The sequence below is a fragment of the Geojedonia litorea genome (genome assembly GCF_042654525.1).
Taxonomy (GTDB): domain Bacteria; phylum Bacteroidota; class Bacteroidia; order Flavobacteriales; family Flavobacteriaceae; genus Geojedonia; species Geojedonia litorea.
In genome coordinates, this window is the sequence record NZ_JBHSGP010000008.1 from 154,373 (window position 1) to 172,313 (window position 17,941).

Consider the following 17,941-nt stretch of genomic DNA (forward strand, 5'->3'; position numbering starts at 1 on the left):
CCTAGATTAATGAAAAAGAAGAAAGTTAATTTAAGAGATTTAAAGCCAAATTTTGATGAGCAACATAGCCACAATGATGGTCATGACCATGGTGTTGATTCAAACAAGATTAAAGCCTATATTCCTGCAATCATAAGTTTAACAATGCTAATTATTGGCATTGCTTTAGACTATTTTGATGTTGCTTTTTTCAGGGATTGGGTTCGATTGATTTGGTATGGGGTTGCCTATGTCCCAGTAGGGCTTCCAGTAGTAAAGGAAGGGTGGAAAAGCATCAAAAAAGGGGATGTGTTTACGGAGTTTTTCTTAATGTCCATTGCTACGATTGGTGCTTTTGTCATTGGCGAATATCAAGAAGGTGTTGCAGTCATGTTATTCTACGCAGTTGGGGAATTATTCCAAAACGCAGCAGTAAATAGCGCTAAAGGAAACATAAAAGCTTTGTTGGATGTCAGACCAAAGGAAGCTCTGGTAAATCGTAACAACAATTATGTATCTGTAAACCCTGAAACGGTTGAAATTGGCGACAAAGTTCAGGTTCGTGTTGGAGAAAAAGTGCCTTTAGACGGTATTTTACTTTCCGAAAAAGGCTCTTTCAATATCGCAGCATTAACAGGCGAAAGTAAACCCGACACCATCGCTAAAGGTGAAAAAGTCTTTGCAGGCAGTATTAATATGGATGGTGTTATAGAAATTGAAGCCACTAAAGAATTTAAGGATAGTTCCATTGCCCGCATTCTCGATATGGTACAGAATGCCACTGCACGTAAATCGAAAACAGAATTATTTATTAGGAAATTTGCCCGTATCTACACACCCATAGTAGTGTTTTTAGCAATAGGTGTGACCTTGTTACCCTACTTTTTCGTAGATGATTATGTGTTTAGGGATTGGTTGTATCGTGCATTGATATTTTTAGTTATTTCTTGTCCTTGTGCGTTGGTGATATCAATACCGTTGGGTTATTTCGGTGGATTGGGAGCCGCTTCAAAAAACGGCATATTATTCAAAGGAGCTTCATTTTTAGATGCCATGACTAAAATAAATACCTTGGTTATGGACAAAACAGGAACTGTTACCAAAGGTGTCTTCAAAATCAAGGAAATCAAGGCTATTGGATGGCAAGAATCTGAATTTATGAAATATCTTATGGCAATGGAAGAACAATCCACACATCCTATTGCAAAAGCCATCATGGAATACAAAGAAGATGGAGAAGATTTTGAAGCAAAGGAAGTTTATGAAATTGCGGGAAAAGGGTTAAAAGGTATAGTAAATGGTAAGATGGTTTTGGTTGGTAACAAAAACCTTATGACGGCCAATAACATACATGTACCAACAGAAACAGAATCCATTGTAGAATCCATCGTATTAGTCGCAATTGATGGAAAATTTGCAGGTTATGTTGTAATAGCCGACGAATTAAAGGAAGATGCCACAGATACCATTACAGCATTACATAAAGTAGGAATTAAAAATATAATGATGCTTTCGGGTGATAAAGAATCCATTACACAACAAGTAGCAAAAGAATTGAACATTGAAAAAGCTAAAGGTGGGTTGCTGCCTGAAGATAAATTAAATGAAGTTGAAGCATTAAAGAAAAATCCCGATAACAAAATTGCATTCATTGGCGATGGCATCAACGATGCTCCAGTGTTGGCAGCAAGTGATGTGGGTATAGCAATGGGAGGTCTAGGCAGTGATGTTGCCATTGAAACAGCAGATGTAATCATCCAAACAGACCAACCTTCAAAAGTGGTAAAAGCGATTCAAATAAGTCGTTCCACTCGCAAGATTGTATGGCAAAATATTATTTTAGCTTTTGGCGTTAAATTGATGGTACTTATTTTAGGAGCAGGTGGTCTGGCAACCATGTGGGAAGCGGTTTTTGCAGATGTTGGAGTGGCACTATTGGCAATTCTCAATGCGGTAAGACTTCAAAAAATGAGATGGGATTAAATCATTAAATTTCTGTTAATTAAATAGGTGTTTGTTGAAATTTCGTAACTTCGCAATTAGAATGAAACAATTTTTGCATAAAATAATGTCTATTGTAATGGCTGTAGTGGTGTTAGTCTCTACCATGTCATTTACTATTAATATGCATTATTGTGGCGATACTTTAGTTGAGACTACTGTGATTCGAAAGGCTAAAGGTTGTGGTATGGACATGCAAAAACCATCTACTGAAAATTGTTCAAAGGCTAAAGAAAGTTGTTGTGAAAATGAGCAGTTAGCCATTGAAGGTCAAGATGAACTACAATTACAACTAGACAAAATTTCATTAGAGCAATATATTTTCATAAGCTCATTAGTTTATTCCTACATCAATGGTTTTGAGGGAATAGACAAAAATATATCTTCCTACGAAGAGTACCGCCCACCACTGGTCATAAGGCGGATCTATCAGCTTGACGAGACTTATTTAATTTGATTTTTAAACATTAGATTCAAGTGTCCTATGATATTTCATTAGGATAATTTGTTGTTTACGATGGTTTAAACCCATCCATGTCTAATCGTTTAATAATCAATTCCATGCTAAATAGAAGCATTAAATTCTTAATAGAAAATAAACTTGTTGCTGTAATTCTTCTGGTCCTTTTTATAGGCTGGGGAACAGTTAACGCCCCTTTTAATTGGGATACGGGGTTTTTACCAAATAATCCTGTGGCTGTAGATGCCATACCTGATATTGGAGAAAACCAACAAATTGTATTTACCAAGTGGGATGGTCGTTCGCCACAAGATATCGAAGATCAAATCACCTATCCATTAACAACATCCCTACTAGGTATTCCTGGGGTAAAAACAATTCGTAGTTCATCAATGTTTGGCTTCTCGAGTATCTATATCATTTTTGAAGAAGATATTGAGTTTTATTGGAGTAGAAGTCGCATTCTTGAAAAATTGAATTCATTACCTATTGGATTATTGCCGGAAGGTGTTAATCCTGCTTTAGGTCCTGATGCCACTGGACTTGGTCAGATATTTTGGTACACTCTAGAGGGTAGAGATAAAGAAGGTAATGTTACAGGAGGCTGGGACTTGCACGAACTACGTAGTATACAAGATTTTCAAGTAAAATATGCCTTATCATCTGCCAGCGGTGTATCAGAGGTCGCTTCTATTGGCGGCTATGTGCAGGAGTACCAGGTTGATGTTAATCCTGAACTGATGCGTCAGTATAACATCGGGCTTGATGCTGTAGTAAAAGCAGTTAAAGAAAGTAATAGAGATATAGGTGCTCAAACTCTAGAAATTAATCAAGCTGAATATTTAGTGAGAGGATTGGGCTATGTAAAGTCCATTTCAGATATTGAAAATGCAGTTTTAACATCTGAAGATTTTACGTCTATAAAAATAAAAGATATAGGTAAAGTATCTTTAGGGCCAGCGGCGCGTAGAGGCATTTTAGATAAAGAAGGCGCAGAGGTTGTTGGCGCAGTTGTGGTTGCGCGCTATGGTGCAAATCCGCTGGAAGTTATTAATAATGTCAAAGAAAAAATTAAGGAGTTAAGCCCAGGCTTACCCTCAAAAGTTTTAAGTGATGGGAGAACATCACAAGTGACCGTAGTACCATTTTACGACCGTACAGAACTTATTCAAGAAACCTTAGGGACACTAGATGAGGCTCTTACTTTAGAAATCCTGATTACCATTTTGGTGATCATCATCATGGTGTTTAATCTCCGAGCCTCCATTCTCATTTCAGGATTATTACCTGTGGCTGTATTAATGGTATTTATAGCCATGAAACTTTTTGGAGTCGATGCCAATGTGGTGGCACTATCGGGTATTGCCATCGCTATAGGAACGATGGTAGATGTTGGGGTCATACTTTCCGAAAATATTATAAGGCATCTCGAAGAAGATCATAAAAAGCAATCCATTAATACCATCGTTTATAATGCCACGGCCGAAGTATCCGGAGCTATCGTTACGGCGGTAATGACAACCATAATCAGTTTTATCCCTGTATTTACCTTAATTGGTTCTGAAGGCAAGCTATTTAGACCTTTAGCATTTACAAAAACATTTGCTTTAACTGCATCGATTATTATCGCCTTATTTTTAATCCCTCCATTTGCTGCATTTCTGTTTAAAAAACGAACCATACGAACGACTTTCCGTCAAATCCTAATTGGCTTATTAGTTGTAACAGGGCTAGCCGCTGTGCTGTTTGGTTATTGGTTAGGATTGATATTATTGGCTTTTGGAGTTTCAGCATACTTGAAGCTGACAGGCAAACTCAATGAAAAGCAAGCCAACCTTGCTAATATTTATATTTCTGCATTAGCTATTGTCTTTTTATTAGCGGCTTATTGGAGACCTTTGGGCGTTGATAAAAGTATTTTTTGGAATCTCATTTTTGTTGGGATTATTTGTTTTGGACTTTTAGGCGCTTTTTCACTCTTTAAAACCTATTATACAAGAATTCTCCATTGGGCTTTAAATAATAGATTACTATTCTTAACCATTCCAACAACTCTCGTGATCTGTGGATTTTTAATTATGAAAAACACAGGTAAAGAATTTATGCCGTCCTTAAATGAAGGCTCATTTCTTTTAATGCCAACTTCATTACCGCACTCTGGAGTTGAAGAGAACAAACGCGTATTGCAACAGCTAGATATGGCGGTCGCTAGCATCCCAGAAATCGAAACGGTTGTTGGAAAAGCGGGACGAACAGAGTCTGCTTTAGATCCTGCGCCTTTAATGATGTATGAAAATTTAATTCAGTATAAACCAGAATATATGCTGAATGAAGATGGAGAACGTCAGCGTTATAAAGTCAATGCCGGGAGATATTTTATTAGAAAGGATGGTAAGTTAATTTCCAACCCAAATTTAGCAATAAGCGATGATGTCGACAATAGTAAATTAATAAGCGGGATAAATGCATTTAAAGTTGACAAGTCCCAACTTATTCCAGATAAGGACGGTAAATTTTACCGTAATTGGCGTCCGGAAATTAAATCACCTAACGATATATGGAATGAGATTATCAGGGTCACCAAATTACCAGGGGTGACTTCAGCACCAAAATTACAGCCTATTGAAACCAGACTTGTAATGCTTCAAACCGGGATGCGGGCACCTATGGGTATTAAAGTAAAGGGGCAAAATTTAGAAGATATTCAAGCTTTTGGAATTGCGTTAGAATCTATTTTAAGAACGTCTGATGGGGTAAAGCAAGAAGCTGTTTTTGCCGATCGTATCGTTGGCAAACCCTATTTGCTTATTGATATAGACCGAACTAAATTAGGGCGTTATGGTTTAAATATAGAGGACGTTCAAAACGTTCTTAAAGTCGCTGTTGGTGGGATGGTCTTAACCCAAACCGTTGAAGGCCGCGAACGTTACGGTATTCGGGTGCGTTATCCTAGAGAATTACGAGGCGATGCATCTGATTTGAAAGGCATTTATGTACCAGTTGCTAAAGGAAGTCCTGTGCCATTGTCAGAACTTGCGAGCATACGTTATGAACAAGGTCCGCAGGTTATTAAAAGCGAAGACACTTTTTTAGTGGGCTATGTCTTGTTTGATAAATTAGATGGTTATGCCGAAGTCAATGTTGTTGAAGCTGCTCAAGAATTAATTCAGCAAAAAATAGATTCAGGAGCATTAGTGGTGCCTAAAGGGATTAGTTACAAATTTACTGGAACTTATGAAAATCAGTTGCGAGCAGAGAAAACCTTATCGGTTGTGATACCATTGGCCTTGCTTATTATATTTTTAATTCTGTATTTTCAATTCCGTTCGGTGTCTACCACTTTAATGGTCTTTACAGGAATTACAGTCGCCTTCGCTGGAGGATTTATAATGATTTGGCTATATGGACAAGACTGGTTCTTAAACTTTAATTTCTTTGGAGAAAATTTAAGAGACCTGTTTAATATGCGTACCGTGAATTTAAGTGTAGCTGTTTGGGTAGGGTTTATTGCCTTATTTGGCATAGCAACGGATGATGGCGTGGTCATGGCTACCTATTTAACTCAAACTTTTGATCAGAATTCACCAACAGATGTTAAAGAGATTAGAACATCGACCTTGGAGGCCGCTGCAAAACGTATTCGCCCTTGTCTCATGACGACAGTAACTACCATTTTAGCACTTTTACCAGTATTAACCTCTACTGGTCGCGGAAGTGATATTATGATCCCAATGGCCATTCCCATATTTGGTGGGATGATTATTGATATCACGTCATATTTTATTGTACCTGTATTATTTAGCTGGAGAAAAGAATTTGCGGCTAAGAGGCAAAACAGGATAATAGCTAACAGTTCAAAAATTGAAGCCTAATGAAAACTTATAATACACCTATCGTTTTAAAGTCGGCTATTGTTTTATGCTCACTTTTACTTGTTGTTTCGGTAAATGCACAAGATTTACAGACGGTCATAAATGAAGCTTTAGAGAATAATCCAGAAATTCAAAAATTTGAATTAAAATATGGTATTGCCAAGGAGCGCGTGAATGAAGTTAATGCACTTCCAAATTCAGAAATTGGTTTAGCCTATTTTGTAAGTGAACCAGAAACCCGAACAGGAGCCCAACGTGCTCGACTATCTTTAAGGCAAATGATTCCTTGGTTTGGTACCATCACAGCTCGCGAAAATTACATGGCTTCTATGGCAGATGCACAATATGAGGATGTAGTAATTTCGAAGCGAAGATTGATGCTATCTGTAGCACAATCGTATTATAATTTATATGCCTTACAAGCGAAACAAGCTGTGCTATTAGAAAACCACAAATTATTAAAAACCTATAAAACTTTGGCCCTAACCTCGGTTGAAGTGGGAAAGGCCTCTGCCGTTGCTGTACTTCGGTTGCAAATGAGACAAAATGAATTGCAGCAGCTAATAGCGGTATTAGAGCAAGAGTATTTGGCTGAACAAACCACGATAAATAATTTACTAAATAGAGAGGAACATAAAGAGATTGAAATTACAAATCAATTTGATATTCCTGATGATGATACTATTATTACTAATACTAATTTGGAATTGCATCCAGAACTCTTGAAGTATAACAAACTCTATCAATCTGTTGAACAGTCAGAACTGCTAAATCAAAAAGAACGCGCTCCTATGCTTGGATTCGGATTAGATTACACGCCAGTAGCAAATAGAACTGATATGAATCCAATTGATAATGGCAAGGATATTTTAATGCCCATGGTTACCTTTTCGATTCCTCTTTTTAATAAAAGTTATAAGTCTAAATCGAAACAAAATCAGTTAAAACAACAGGAAATCGAAGCCGAGAAACTAGAACGTTTAAATATGCTAAAAACAAGACTAGATATTGCGCTTAAATCTAGAGCGTCTGCAAAGATTACTTATAACACGCAATTAAGCAATTTAAAACAAGCTAAAGATGCTGAACGTATATTAATTAGAAGCTATGAGACGGGCACCATTGATTTCAATGATGTTTTAGATATTCAAGAGTTGCAGTTAAAGTTTCAAATGAATCAAATAGAGGCTGTCAAAGGATACTATATTCAGACCACGATTATTAATTACCTAACCAATTAAGTAATGAAAAACTTAATATATATAATCGTATTAGTATTTTTTACAATAGCATTTTCGTCTTGTCGGGATGAAGAAAGTAAAACTTTTTCAACAGAGGTAAAATATTCAGGTGCTTTAAGAACGATAATGTCTGGTGCTATTCAATCCGTTATTAGTTTAGATACACTTTCCAAAATGAAACATCTATACGCTCTTGGTGCTGTGGATAACCTTAAAGGTGAAATACAAATATTTAATGGTCTACCAAGCAACAGTTTTGTGGTTGATAGTAGCTTACAAATTAATGATTCTTATAACCTAAAAGCATCTCTCTTAATATATGCAGAAATAGAAGCCTGGGATTCTTATCAAATAGAGCATATTAAAATAAAAAGTGATTTAGAAAAGCAAATTTTTAAAATAGCCACAGATAGCGGGATTGACATAGAAAAACCATTTCCTTTCCTATTAGAAGGAACTATCGCTTCTTTAGATTGGCATGTTATAAATTGGAAAGATGGAGATACCATACATAATCATAAAAAACATAAAGCATCTGGTTTAAATGGAAATTTAAAAAATCGAAAAGTTCAAATTATTGGGTTTTATTCTACAAAACATAAAGGAGTTTTTACCCATCATACCACCAATATGCATATACATTTTAAGACAGATGATAAAGATATTGCAGGCCATGTTGATGACTTATTATTAGATAATTCAATAACACTAAAATTACCAAAGCAATGAAACATACCTATACTATAACAGGAATGACTTGCAATAACTGTAAAGCTTCCGTAGAAAAATATTTAAGTGAGATAGATCATGTATTAGAGGTGTCTGTCAATCTTGAAATAGGTGAGGTAGAGGTGAAAATGGATAAGCATATTTCAACCGAAATATTACAAAAAGCATTACCTAAAAAGTATTCCATATCCGAAAAGAAAGAGAAGAATGTATTTACGTCTTCAAGTATGGCGGCCATGCCAATGGAAGAAGAAAAAAGTAAACTACAACAATTAAAACCATTGCTCCTAATCATCTTTTATATAGCAACAGCGAGTTTATTATTACATTATAAAGATTGGAGTTGGAGTGCATTCATGCTCGACTTTATGGGTTTGTTTTATATCGTATTTAGTTTTTTCAAAATGTTGGATTTAAAAGGATTTCCAGAGTCTTTCAGTATGTATGACCCATTGGCGAAGCGCATACCTTTCTATGGTAAAATTTATCCCTTTATTGAAACAGCCTTAGGTCTTATGTTCTTAATGAGAGTTGAAGTACATATCGCCCTTATGATTACTCTTGTTGTTTTGGGGATTACTTCAATTGGTGTTACAAAAACCCTTTTAGATAAAAAAGCGATTCGTTGTGCTTGTTTAGGAACAGCTTTAAAGTTGCCTATGACCGAAGCAACGTTTATAGAAAATGCCATCATGATAGTCATGGCGATATTAATGTTAATAGGAATGAATTAAAAATAGAAACCAATGAAAAAATTTATAACAGTATTCGTAGTGATAGTTACAGTGTTTAGCTGTAAAAATGAAACAAAACAAACAGAACAAAACGAGCATAATCATCATGAGATGACAACAGGTAAGGAAGAAACCACACCAAAAAAAGTGTTAAGTCCTCATACCGAAACCATGGCAATGATTGGTGATGCTCATATACATATTGATTATTCATCGCCTGGAGTTAGAGGTAGAATCATATTTGGAGGATTGGTAGGTTATGACCACGTGTGGCAAGCCGGAGCACATAGAGCGACTTGGTTAGAGACTAATAAAGATTTGATTATTGATGGCAAAACGCTTCCAGCTGGTAAATATGGTTTGTTTACCATTCCATCAAAAGATGAATGGACAATTATGTTGAACAGCAATTGGGATCAGCATGGAAAAGATGAGTATGACGAAAAAGATGATGTCCTTAGGTTTTTGGTAAAACCGATGCTTTCAGAAGACATTACAGAACATTTAGAATATCAAGTAAACCAAATTAGTGAAAATGAAGGCGAAATTTCACTGGCTTGGGAGAAGGTTAAAATACAGTTCAATTTTAAAATTAAAAATTAGAGATATGAAAAAGTATATTATTTATTTTGGAATAATGGCTTTAGGTCTTCTTCTTGGATGGATACTGTTTGGTGGTTCATCAAAAAAAGAAACCGACCATAAACACGATATGGTTTCAGAAGCCAATCAAATGTGGACCTGCTCAATGCATCCACAAATTATGCAACCAGAACCAGGTGACTGCCCTTTATGTGGTATGGATTTAATTCCAGCCGAAGCTGGAGCTGATGGTTTAATGGCAGATCAGTTTAAACTTACCGAAAATGCAATGGCTTTGGCTAATATACAAACCACCATTGTAGGCGAAGGAAGTGTTGAAGATAATAGCATTAAATTGTCAGGAAAAATCGCCGAAAATGAAGAAGCAAACGCTGTACAAGTAAGTTACTTTTCAGGACGAATCGAGCGCTTGAATATAAGTTTTACAGGTGAAAAGGTTTCTAAAGGCCAATTGCTAGCTACTGTATATTCACCTGAATTATTCGCTGCTCAACAAGAGCTTATCACCGCAGCATCTCTAAAAGAAACAGAGCCTGCCTTATATAATGCCGTTCGCAATAAACTGAAAATTTGGAAACTATCAGACAGTCAAATTAATCAAATAGAATCTACAGGAACTGTAAAAGAAAACTTTCCTGTATATGCAACCGTTACTGGAACCGTTACCGAAAAATTAGTAAATCAAGGTGATTATATTAAGCAAGGACAACCCTTATTGAAAATTGCGAATCTAAATTCGGTTTGGGCAAATTTTGATGTTTATGAAAATCAAATTAATAATTTTAAAAAGGGGCAAGATGTAATAATCACTACCAACGCCTATGCCAATAAGGAGTTTACAGGAAAAGTAGATTTTATTGATCCTATCTTGAACACTAAAACACGTACTGTTAATTTACGAGTCGTCTTAAAAAATGAAAATGATCTATTTAAACCAGGAATGTTTGTAACTGCGAAAATAGAAGGAACTAAAACTAATAATGAAGATATTATTATCATACCTTCATCTGCAATTCTTTGGACTGGAGAACGTTCGGTGGTGTATTTAAAAAGCAGCGCCGATCAGCCAGTTTTTGAAATGCGCGAAGTAGTTTTAGGGAATCAACAGGGGGATAGCTATGAAGTTTTAGAAGGTTTAGTTTCAGGTGATGAAATTGTGAGTAACGGGACCTTTACTGTCGACGCCGCAGCCCAGTTGCAGGGTAAAAGATCAATGATGAATAAAGAAGGCGGAAAAACTATGACAGGACACGAAGGGCATTTAGGGATGTCAAATGATAATTTAATGCAAGAAAGTGAACGCATGAAAGCGCCTAAAGCATTTCAGGATCAATTACAACAGGTGTTTGAAAGTTATATCAGCGTTAAAGATGCCTTAGTGAAAGATGATGTACAAAAAGCTGTTGAAGATGTCAATAAATTTCTGAAGGAATTGAATAAGGTAGATATGAAGTTAGTAAAAGATAAGGCTCATAATGAGTGGATGCTTTTAGAAAAGGAATTAAAAACTTCGGCCACAGCGATTTCTAAATCTAATGATGTCAAAGTTCAAAGAGATCATTTTAAACCCTTGTCATCAAACATGATTACTGCAGTTCAACTTTTTGGCATCAATGAAAAAGTTTATGTAGAATATTGCCCTATGGCAGATAATAATAAAGGCGCGTATTGGTTAAGTAAAGAAGAAAAAGTAATTAATCCCTATTTTGGAGATGCCATGCTAACCTGCGGGGAAGTAAAACAAGTAATAAATTAAAACGAGTACAAATATTTAAATTTAAAAAAATGAAGCAAGTAATTTTAAGTGTAGCTGTATTAATGGCTATGGGACTAACAAGTTGTAAAAATGAAACTAAAAAAGAAACAGACGCAATGTCAACTGAAGTTTCAAAAGACATTGCGATGACAGACCTCTCTTTTGGAGTTAGAGGCAACTGTGGCATGTGTAAAAGCACTATCGAAAAGGCAGCCAATAGTGTTGACGGAGTTGCAAGTGCCAATTGGGATGTTGATAAGAAGAAAATTGACGTGTCTTTTGATGGGAGTAAAACCGATGCAATGACTATTCATAAAGCTATTGCAGCTTCGGGATATGATACCGAAAAAGTAGCCGGAAGTGAAGAAGCTTACAAAAATTTACCTGGATGCTGCCAATATGATCATTCCATGGAAATGAATCAATCTGGAGAAACTAAAGCAGATGATCATTCAAACCATGGTCATTAAAAAAAAAAGAACCTTAATTTTAAGGTTCTTTTTTTTTATTCACAATCAAATATTTGTAAAGTAAAGCTTACATTTTTGCGGGTAACTTTGTGGTATGTTGCTTTTTTAATTAAAAAAGTTGCATTGCGTATTGATTTTAACTTTATTTGGAATAATTCGATTACAAAAAAGCAATAAAATAAGGCCCCCGAATACGTTACTTCCTATGAGTACCATGCAGTCATTTCGCACAATTTTAGAACATTCAACGGATATGTGCTGTGCTTTTGACAGTAATACTCAAATAACTTGGTTGAATAAAACTGCATTAATACAATGGGGAATATCTAAACCACCGTGTCATCAATTTTTTTATAATACTTTAGTCAAAAAGGACAGAATACGATTTAAAAAATCTCTAGAACAAATTTTAGCTAGACCTTCTAAAAAAGGAGTTTTTAAGGGCAAACATCAATTTGGTGCTTCGGATCCAATGGAATTAAAATGGAATTTTGCATGGGATCCAAATAACCAAAGTTGGTTTGGTTTTGCCGTAAAAGAAAAAAGTTTAGAATTAAAAGTTAAAGGTAAACCTACCGAGTTTAAAGATGCCTATTCATCACTTTTTATTAATAGTGAAGTCCCCAAATGGATTTATAATGAAGCTACTTTAGAGCTATTAGATGCAAATAAAGCCGCATTAAAAATTTATGGTTATGGAAAAAAAGAATTTCTTACCCTAACACTTAAAAACCTTTTTGGTAAAAAGGATCGAAACCATTTAGTGAACTCCCTTAAAAGCATTAAAGAAGGGAAACGTATTGATTTAGGAATATTAGAGCAGTTTACTAAAAATGGTCAGAGTATCAAAATGCAGGTTTCAGAACAACGCATAAAAATTAGCGATACCAACTGTGTTTTAGTATCGTGTTTGGATAGGACTGAAGATATATTGGCTCAAAAAGTTGAAAGCCTTGAATTAGAGACCATGAAACGCACTTTAAAGTCAAATTCTGATTTGGAAGCTGTGTTAGGTGCCTATGTTAAAGGATTGGAATCCATATTTCCAGAAGTTAGGGTCTCAATTCTTTCTATTGATGATGGTAAAGTATGGAATTTGGCGTCGCATGCTTTGCCAAAAGCTTTTATGACCGGTTTCAATGGAGAGAAAATAGGTCCTAAAGAAGGGTCCTGTGGTACAGCAGCATATACTAAAAAACGGGTTATAGTTGAAGATATAAGTATAGATCCATTATGGGAAAAATACAAAGATTTTGCCCTTGAGTTTGGATTAAAGGCCTGCTGGTCTCAACCTATAATAGATTCTAAAAAGGAGGTTGTTGCCACAATTGCTAATTATTATCTTAAACCAAAAAAGCCAACACGAATAGAACTCGATTTATTTAATCGTTCGGCATCGTTTCTTGCTATAATATTAGATAATTTTGGCAATAGAAAAAAATTAGAGTCCAATCTTGAGTTATATAATTATGTTAATCAAGCCACTAGTGATGCTATTTATGATTGGGATCTGGTAAAGGATATCACCGTTTGGGGACAAAGTTTTGAGCGACTTTTTGGCCATAATCCCGAAGGTGATATTTACAATGAAAATAAATGGAAAAGTTTAATACACCCTAAAGACTATGAAAAAATAAAGCATGGTTTAAACTTGTTTTTATGTGATCCAAATCAGAGCCGTTGGGAAGCAGACTATCATTTTAAAAAAGGAGATCATACCTACGTATATGTTAAAGAATATGGTTATGCAATAAGAGATTCTAGCGGGAAAGTAACTAGAATGATAGGGGTAATTAGTGATGTTACAAAATCAAAATTAGACAGTCTTAACAAACAAATACTTTCTGAATTCAATTCTATTTTTAATAATAGTGAATCACTTAATGAAGCACTTCAAAATGTTGTTAAAAATAAATCACTGCAATCCTATTCATCTTTCGGGCAATTCGATGTTGTAGAAATCTGGTTGGTAAATAGGGACAAAACCGAGCTTAATTTGATGGTTTCACAAAGCGATGATCAATATATCCATGCTACAAACAATATTTCAATACTTAAGAATAAAGAAGGGCTGCCTGGTAAGGTATGGGAGAAAGAACAACCCATAATTTGGAAGAATATAAGTGCTAAAACTAATTTTGTCAGATATAGTTCTGCTGCTAAATTAGGTTTAAAAAATGCTTTAGGTTTACCCATTATTGTTAATGATGAATGTTTAGGTGTTTTAATATGTATGACCAAAACTCAAAAAGAGAACTTTGCCAATTTAAAAAGTGTTTGGAAAGATATTACTAAACCATTAGGAGCAGACATTAAACGTAAACAACTTGAAGAAGAGATGGACCATATTTTTTCTTTGGCTCCGGTAATGATTGGTCTATTTGATTTTGAAGGCAATTTGAAACGTATAAATCCTGCAGGTACTCGATTATTAGAGTATACAGAGCAAGAATTGAAGGCTCAACCCATAATTAATTTGGTTCATCCAGACGATTTAGAAAAATCTATAGCAGTTTTATCAGGAATTGCTACGAATACTATAAGTTCTAATGCTAATCATCAGGTTCTTAATCGTTATATTACAAAAACAGGCAAAATTGTTTGGTTTGATTGGAGTTTTACGTTTTCGAGAGAGCAGCGCTTAATTTATGCTGTAGGAAATAATGTCACCGAAACTGTAAATCTTCAGAATTTACTAGATAAAGCCACGAGTTTAGCCCAGATAGGTGGTTGGGAAGTTGAAATGCCCAGTAAAAAGGTCTACTGGTCTAAAATTACTCGGGAGATTCATGAAGTCGATGATGATTACGTGCCAAGTTTAGAAGATGGTATTAATTTTTATAGAGAAGATATTAGGCCAGAAATAAGAAAGTATGTCATTAAAGCTATTGATAATGGAACTCAATGGGATTATGAATACCCCATAATTACTGGAAAAGGCAATGAGCGTTGGATACGTTCTATTGGTCAAGCCGAATTTGTAAATGGCAAATGTAGAAGGTTGTATGGGAGTTTTCAAAACATCCATAAATCTAAATTAGCTGAAATTGAATTAAAAAAGGCATTTAAAGAACGAAATGAAATTTTAGAACGTGTTGGTGATGGTTTCTTTGCTTTAGATAACGATTGGAAAGTTATTTATTGGAATGGTATGGCAGAAAAGTTATTGCAAGTGTCTAAAAAAGAGATATTGAACCACAACTTTTTTGAGGTATTTCCTAACGCAGTCGATCAGAATGCCATTGTTAATTATAGGAAATCCAAAGAAACTGGAAAACCTATTCATTTTGAAGATTATTATGCTCCCACTAGTCGCTGGTTTGATGTAAGTGTCTATCCATCTAAAACCGGACTTTCTGTTTATTTCAAAGACGTTAGTGTCCGTAAACAAACCGAACAGAAAATCAAGGAAAGTAATGAACGTTTTGAAAAGGTTTCTCAAGCTACCAATGATGCCATTTGGGATTGGGATATTGTCAATGATAAACTGTATTTGGGAGAAGGATTCAAAACACTTTTTGGCCAAAAATTAATTGGTGTACAACCAACACTCGATTTATGGAAAATTAATATTCATAAGGACGATTATGACGAAGCTATAAAAAGTTTAACTGATGCTGTTGAAGACCCATCAATTCAAAATTGGACTCATGAATATCGTTATTTAAATCAAGTTAACCAGAGCTATGCCCATATAGTTGATCGAGGTGTTATCATAAGAGATCAACAAAATAAAGCGGTTCGTATGGTTGGTGCCATGACAGATATAACGCATAGGGTTGAATACCAAGAGCAGTTGAAAGCCTTAAACCAATCACTAAAACTACAGGCTAAAGAATTGTTAGCATCTAATGCCGATTTAGAACAGTTTGCCTATGTTGCATCGCATGATTTACAAGAGCCACTACGAATGATTACAGGGTTTTTAACTCAACTAGAGCAAAAATATAAGAACCAATTAGATGATAAGGCTCAAAAGTATATTTACTTTGCAGTTGATGGTGCGCAACGTATGCGTCAAATTATTTTGGATTTATTAGAATACTCTAGAGCTGGAAGAGGTGAAGATGAGCTCGAGCCTATAGATATAAAGCTTCTTATTAATGAAGCTATTGCCTTAAATAAAAAAACTATACTAGACAAGAATGCCAAAATAATAGTTGGTAAAATGCCTACACTTCGTTTATATAAATCCCCATTACTTCAAGTATTTCAAAACCTTATTGGTAATGCTCTAAAATATGCCAAAGAGCAGGTGCCTCCAGAAATCACAATTACGTGTACTGCGACAAATAACGAATGGCAATTTGCAATAAAAGACAATGGCATTGGGATAGGAAAAGATTATTATGATAAAATATTTGTTATATTTCAGCGTCTTCATAATAAAGAAGACTATCAAGGGACAGGGATTGGACTTGCAATAATTAAAAAAATAATTGATAATTTGAGTGGTAAAATCTGGGTAGAATCCGAAGTAAATGTCGGAAGCACCTTCTATTTTACACTTCCAAAATAAACATATGAATATTAAATCAGCACACATATTATTGGTTGAAGATAGTGAAGGCGATATCCTTTTAACTACTGAAGCGTTAGAAGATAGTAAGATCATTAATAAGATCAGTATTGTAAGAAACGGAGAAGAGGCATTAAATTATGTTTTTAAAAAAGGAGATTATGAACACGTAGAACTTCCTGATTTAATTTTGCTAGATATTAACTTGCCATTAAAAAATGGTCATGAAGTTTTACAAGCGATTAAAGCAAATGATGCTGTTAAGCACATTCCAATAATTATGCTTACTACATCGTCGTCAGAAGTAGATGTTAGAAGGTCTTATAAAGAACATGCCAATTGTTATATTACTAAACCAGTTGACGTCAATGAATTTATTAAAGCCGTTACAAGTATTGAAGATTTTTGGCTTAACTTAGTTAAATTACCAATTAACAAGTAAAAGTAATACATGCTTAAAGATAGCCATCCATACAAAATTTTAATAGTAGAAGATAATCCAGGTGACTACTTGTTGACCTCTGAATATATTCATGACATAGTTATTAATGCAGAACTTACACATGCTAATAACTTTAATAAAGGATATTCTTTTTTAGAAAATCCCGAACAATATTTTGATGTGGTGTTATTGGATTTATCATTACCAGATATTGATAAGGCAACGCTTTTTGAAAAAACTCAATTATTCTGTCAACAATTACCTATCATAGTTCTTACAGGATTTAGTGATATTGACCTTGCCATAAAGTCATTAACTCTGGGGTTTTCTGATTATTTGATTAAAGATAATATTACGAGTACAGTTCTTTATAAAAGTATTATTTATAGTATAGAACGCTTCAAAATATTTCATTCTTTAAATGCGCTCAACCAACGTTACATGGATCTATTTCATTTGAGTCCAATTCCTATGTGGGTTTATGATTTAGATACGCTAGCCTTTTTAAATGTAAATGAAGCCGCTACACGACATTATGGTTATACAAATGAGGAGTTTTTAGAAATGACTTTACTCGACATTCGCCCGAAAGAAGACTATAGTGTAATAGTAAAAGCAGTGGAAAAAATTAAAAGAGAAGGACCAAATTATTTTGAAAATACACATAGACATTTAAAAAAGAATGGCGAAATCATCTACGTGGAAATTTGTGGCAGTGTTATTGATTTTGAAGATAAAAAGGCGGAGCTAATTCTAGCAACAGATATTACAGAAAAACTTAATTATATAAAAGCCGTTGAGGATCAGAATACGCTTTTAAAAGAAATAGCTTGGATGCAGTCACATATTGTTAGGGCGCCATTAGCCCGAATAATGAGTATAATAGACCTCATGCATCATGATAATTTAGATATGGTAGAAAAAGAAGAGTTCTTGGATGATATATTAGAGTCTGCTAAAGAACTAGATGCCATAATCCGTGAGATTTCTGATAAATCTACCTCTTTGCTAAAATAAATATTAAATCAGCTTCATAATTACTTTTAAGAAGCGTTTTTTAATCAATTAAAAATCATTTAATTTTACGGCTAATAATATTGATACGCAAGAATTGAGGGGTTACTTTCGTAGGAAT

Annotated in this window: 12 protein-coding genes; all 12 read left to right on the forward strand. The window is 34.7% G+C overall.

The features are described 5' to 3' along the window. The first annotated feature begins 9 nt into the window (after window positions 1–9). A complete protein-coding gene (locus ACFO5O_RS05250; RefSeq protein ID WP_387961611.1) occupies window positions 10–1,962 on the forward strand; it encodes a heavy metal translocating P-type ATPase in 1,953 nt (650 codons plus the stop codon). A 61-nt stretch (window positions 1,963–2,023) separates the two neighbouring features. Beyond that, window positions 2,024–2,437, forward strand: coding sequence for an HYC_CC_PP family protein (locus ACFO5O_RS05255; RefSeq protein ID WP_387961613.1), 414 nt, complete (start codon window positions 2,024–2,026; stop codon window positions 2,435–2,437). 104 nt (window positions 2,438–2,541) lie between these two features. Continuing rightward, entirely contained in the window at window positions 2,542–6,312 is a 3,771-nt protein-coding gene (locus ACFO5O_RS05260) for an efflux RND transporter permease subunit (protein WP_387961909.1), read from the forward strand. Then, entirely contained in the window at window positions 6,312–7,553 is a 1,242-nt protein-coding gene (locus ACFO5O_RS05265; protein WP_387961615.1) for a TolC family protein, read from the forward strand. Before ACFO5O_RS05260 ends, ACFO5O_RS05265 begins: the two co-directional genes overlap by 1 nt. A gap of 3 nt (window positions 7,554–7,556) precedes the next feature. Next, window positions 7,557–8,282 (forward strand): acetolactate decarboxylase, encoded by a 726-nt coding sequence (locus ACFO5O_RS05270; protein WP_387961616.1) that lies wholly within the window; start codon window positions 7,557–7,559, stop codon window positions 8,280–8,282. Continuing rightward, on the forward strand, window positions 8,279–9,016 hold the full coding sequence (locus ACFO5O_RS05275; protein WP_387961617.1) for a heavy-metal-associated domain-containing protein: 738 nt from the start codon (window positions 8,279–8,281) through the stop codon (window positions 9,014–9,016). The genes ACFO5O_RS05270 and ACFO5O_RS05275 overlap by 4 nt, the downstream gene beginning before the upstream one ends. A 12-nt stretch (window positions 9,017–9,028) precedes the next feature. Beyond that, window positions 9,029–9,619 carry a DUF2911 domain-containing protein gene (locus tag ACFO5O_RS05280; protein ID WP_387961618.1) on the forward strand — a complete coding sequence of 197 codons (591 nt, stop codon included), beginning with the start codon at window positions 9,029–9,031 and terminating at the stop codon, window positions 9,617–9,619. A 4-nt stretch (window positions 9,620–9,623) separates the two neighbouring features. Beyond that, complete coding sequence (locus ACFO5O_RS05285) at window positions 9,624–11,375, forward strand: efflux RND transporter periplasmic adaptor subunit (protein ID WP_387961620.1); 1,752 nt, start codon at window positions 9,624–9,626, stop codon at window positions 11,373–11,375. A 29-nt stretch (window positions 11,376–11,404) separates the two neighbouring features. Then, window positions 11,405–11,845: a heavy-metal-associated domain-containing protein gene (locus ACFO5O_RS05290; protein ID WP_387961622.1), complete on the forward strand. Its 441-nt coding sequence runs from the start codon at window positions 11,405–11,407 to the stop codon at window positions 11,843–11,845. Window positions 11,846–12,059: 214 nt separating this feature from the next. Further along, window positions 12,060–16,364, forward strand: coding sequence for a PAS domain-containing protein (locus ACFO5O_RS05295; protein ID WP_387961624.1), 4,305 nt, complete (start codon window positions 12,060–12,062; stop codon window positions 16,362–16,364). Window positions 16,365–16,368: 4 nt separating this feature from the next. Then, window positions 16,369–16,806: a response regulator gene (locus ACFO5O_RS05300; RefSeq protein WP_387961626.1), complete on the forward strand. Its 438-nt coding sequence runs from the start codon at window positions 16,369–16,371 to the stop codon at window positions 16,804–16,806. A gap of 9 nt (window positions 16,807–16,815) precedes the next feature. Then, entirely contained in the window at window positions 16,816–17,823 is a 1,008-nt protein-coding gene (locus ACFO5O_RS05305) for a PAS domain S-box protein (protein ID WP_387961628.1), read from the forward strand. The last annotated feature ends 118 nt before the right edge of the window (window positions 17,824–17,941 follow it).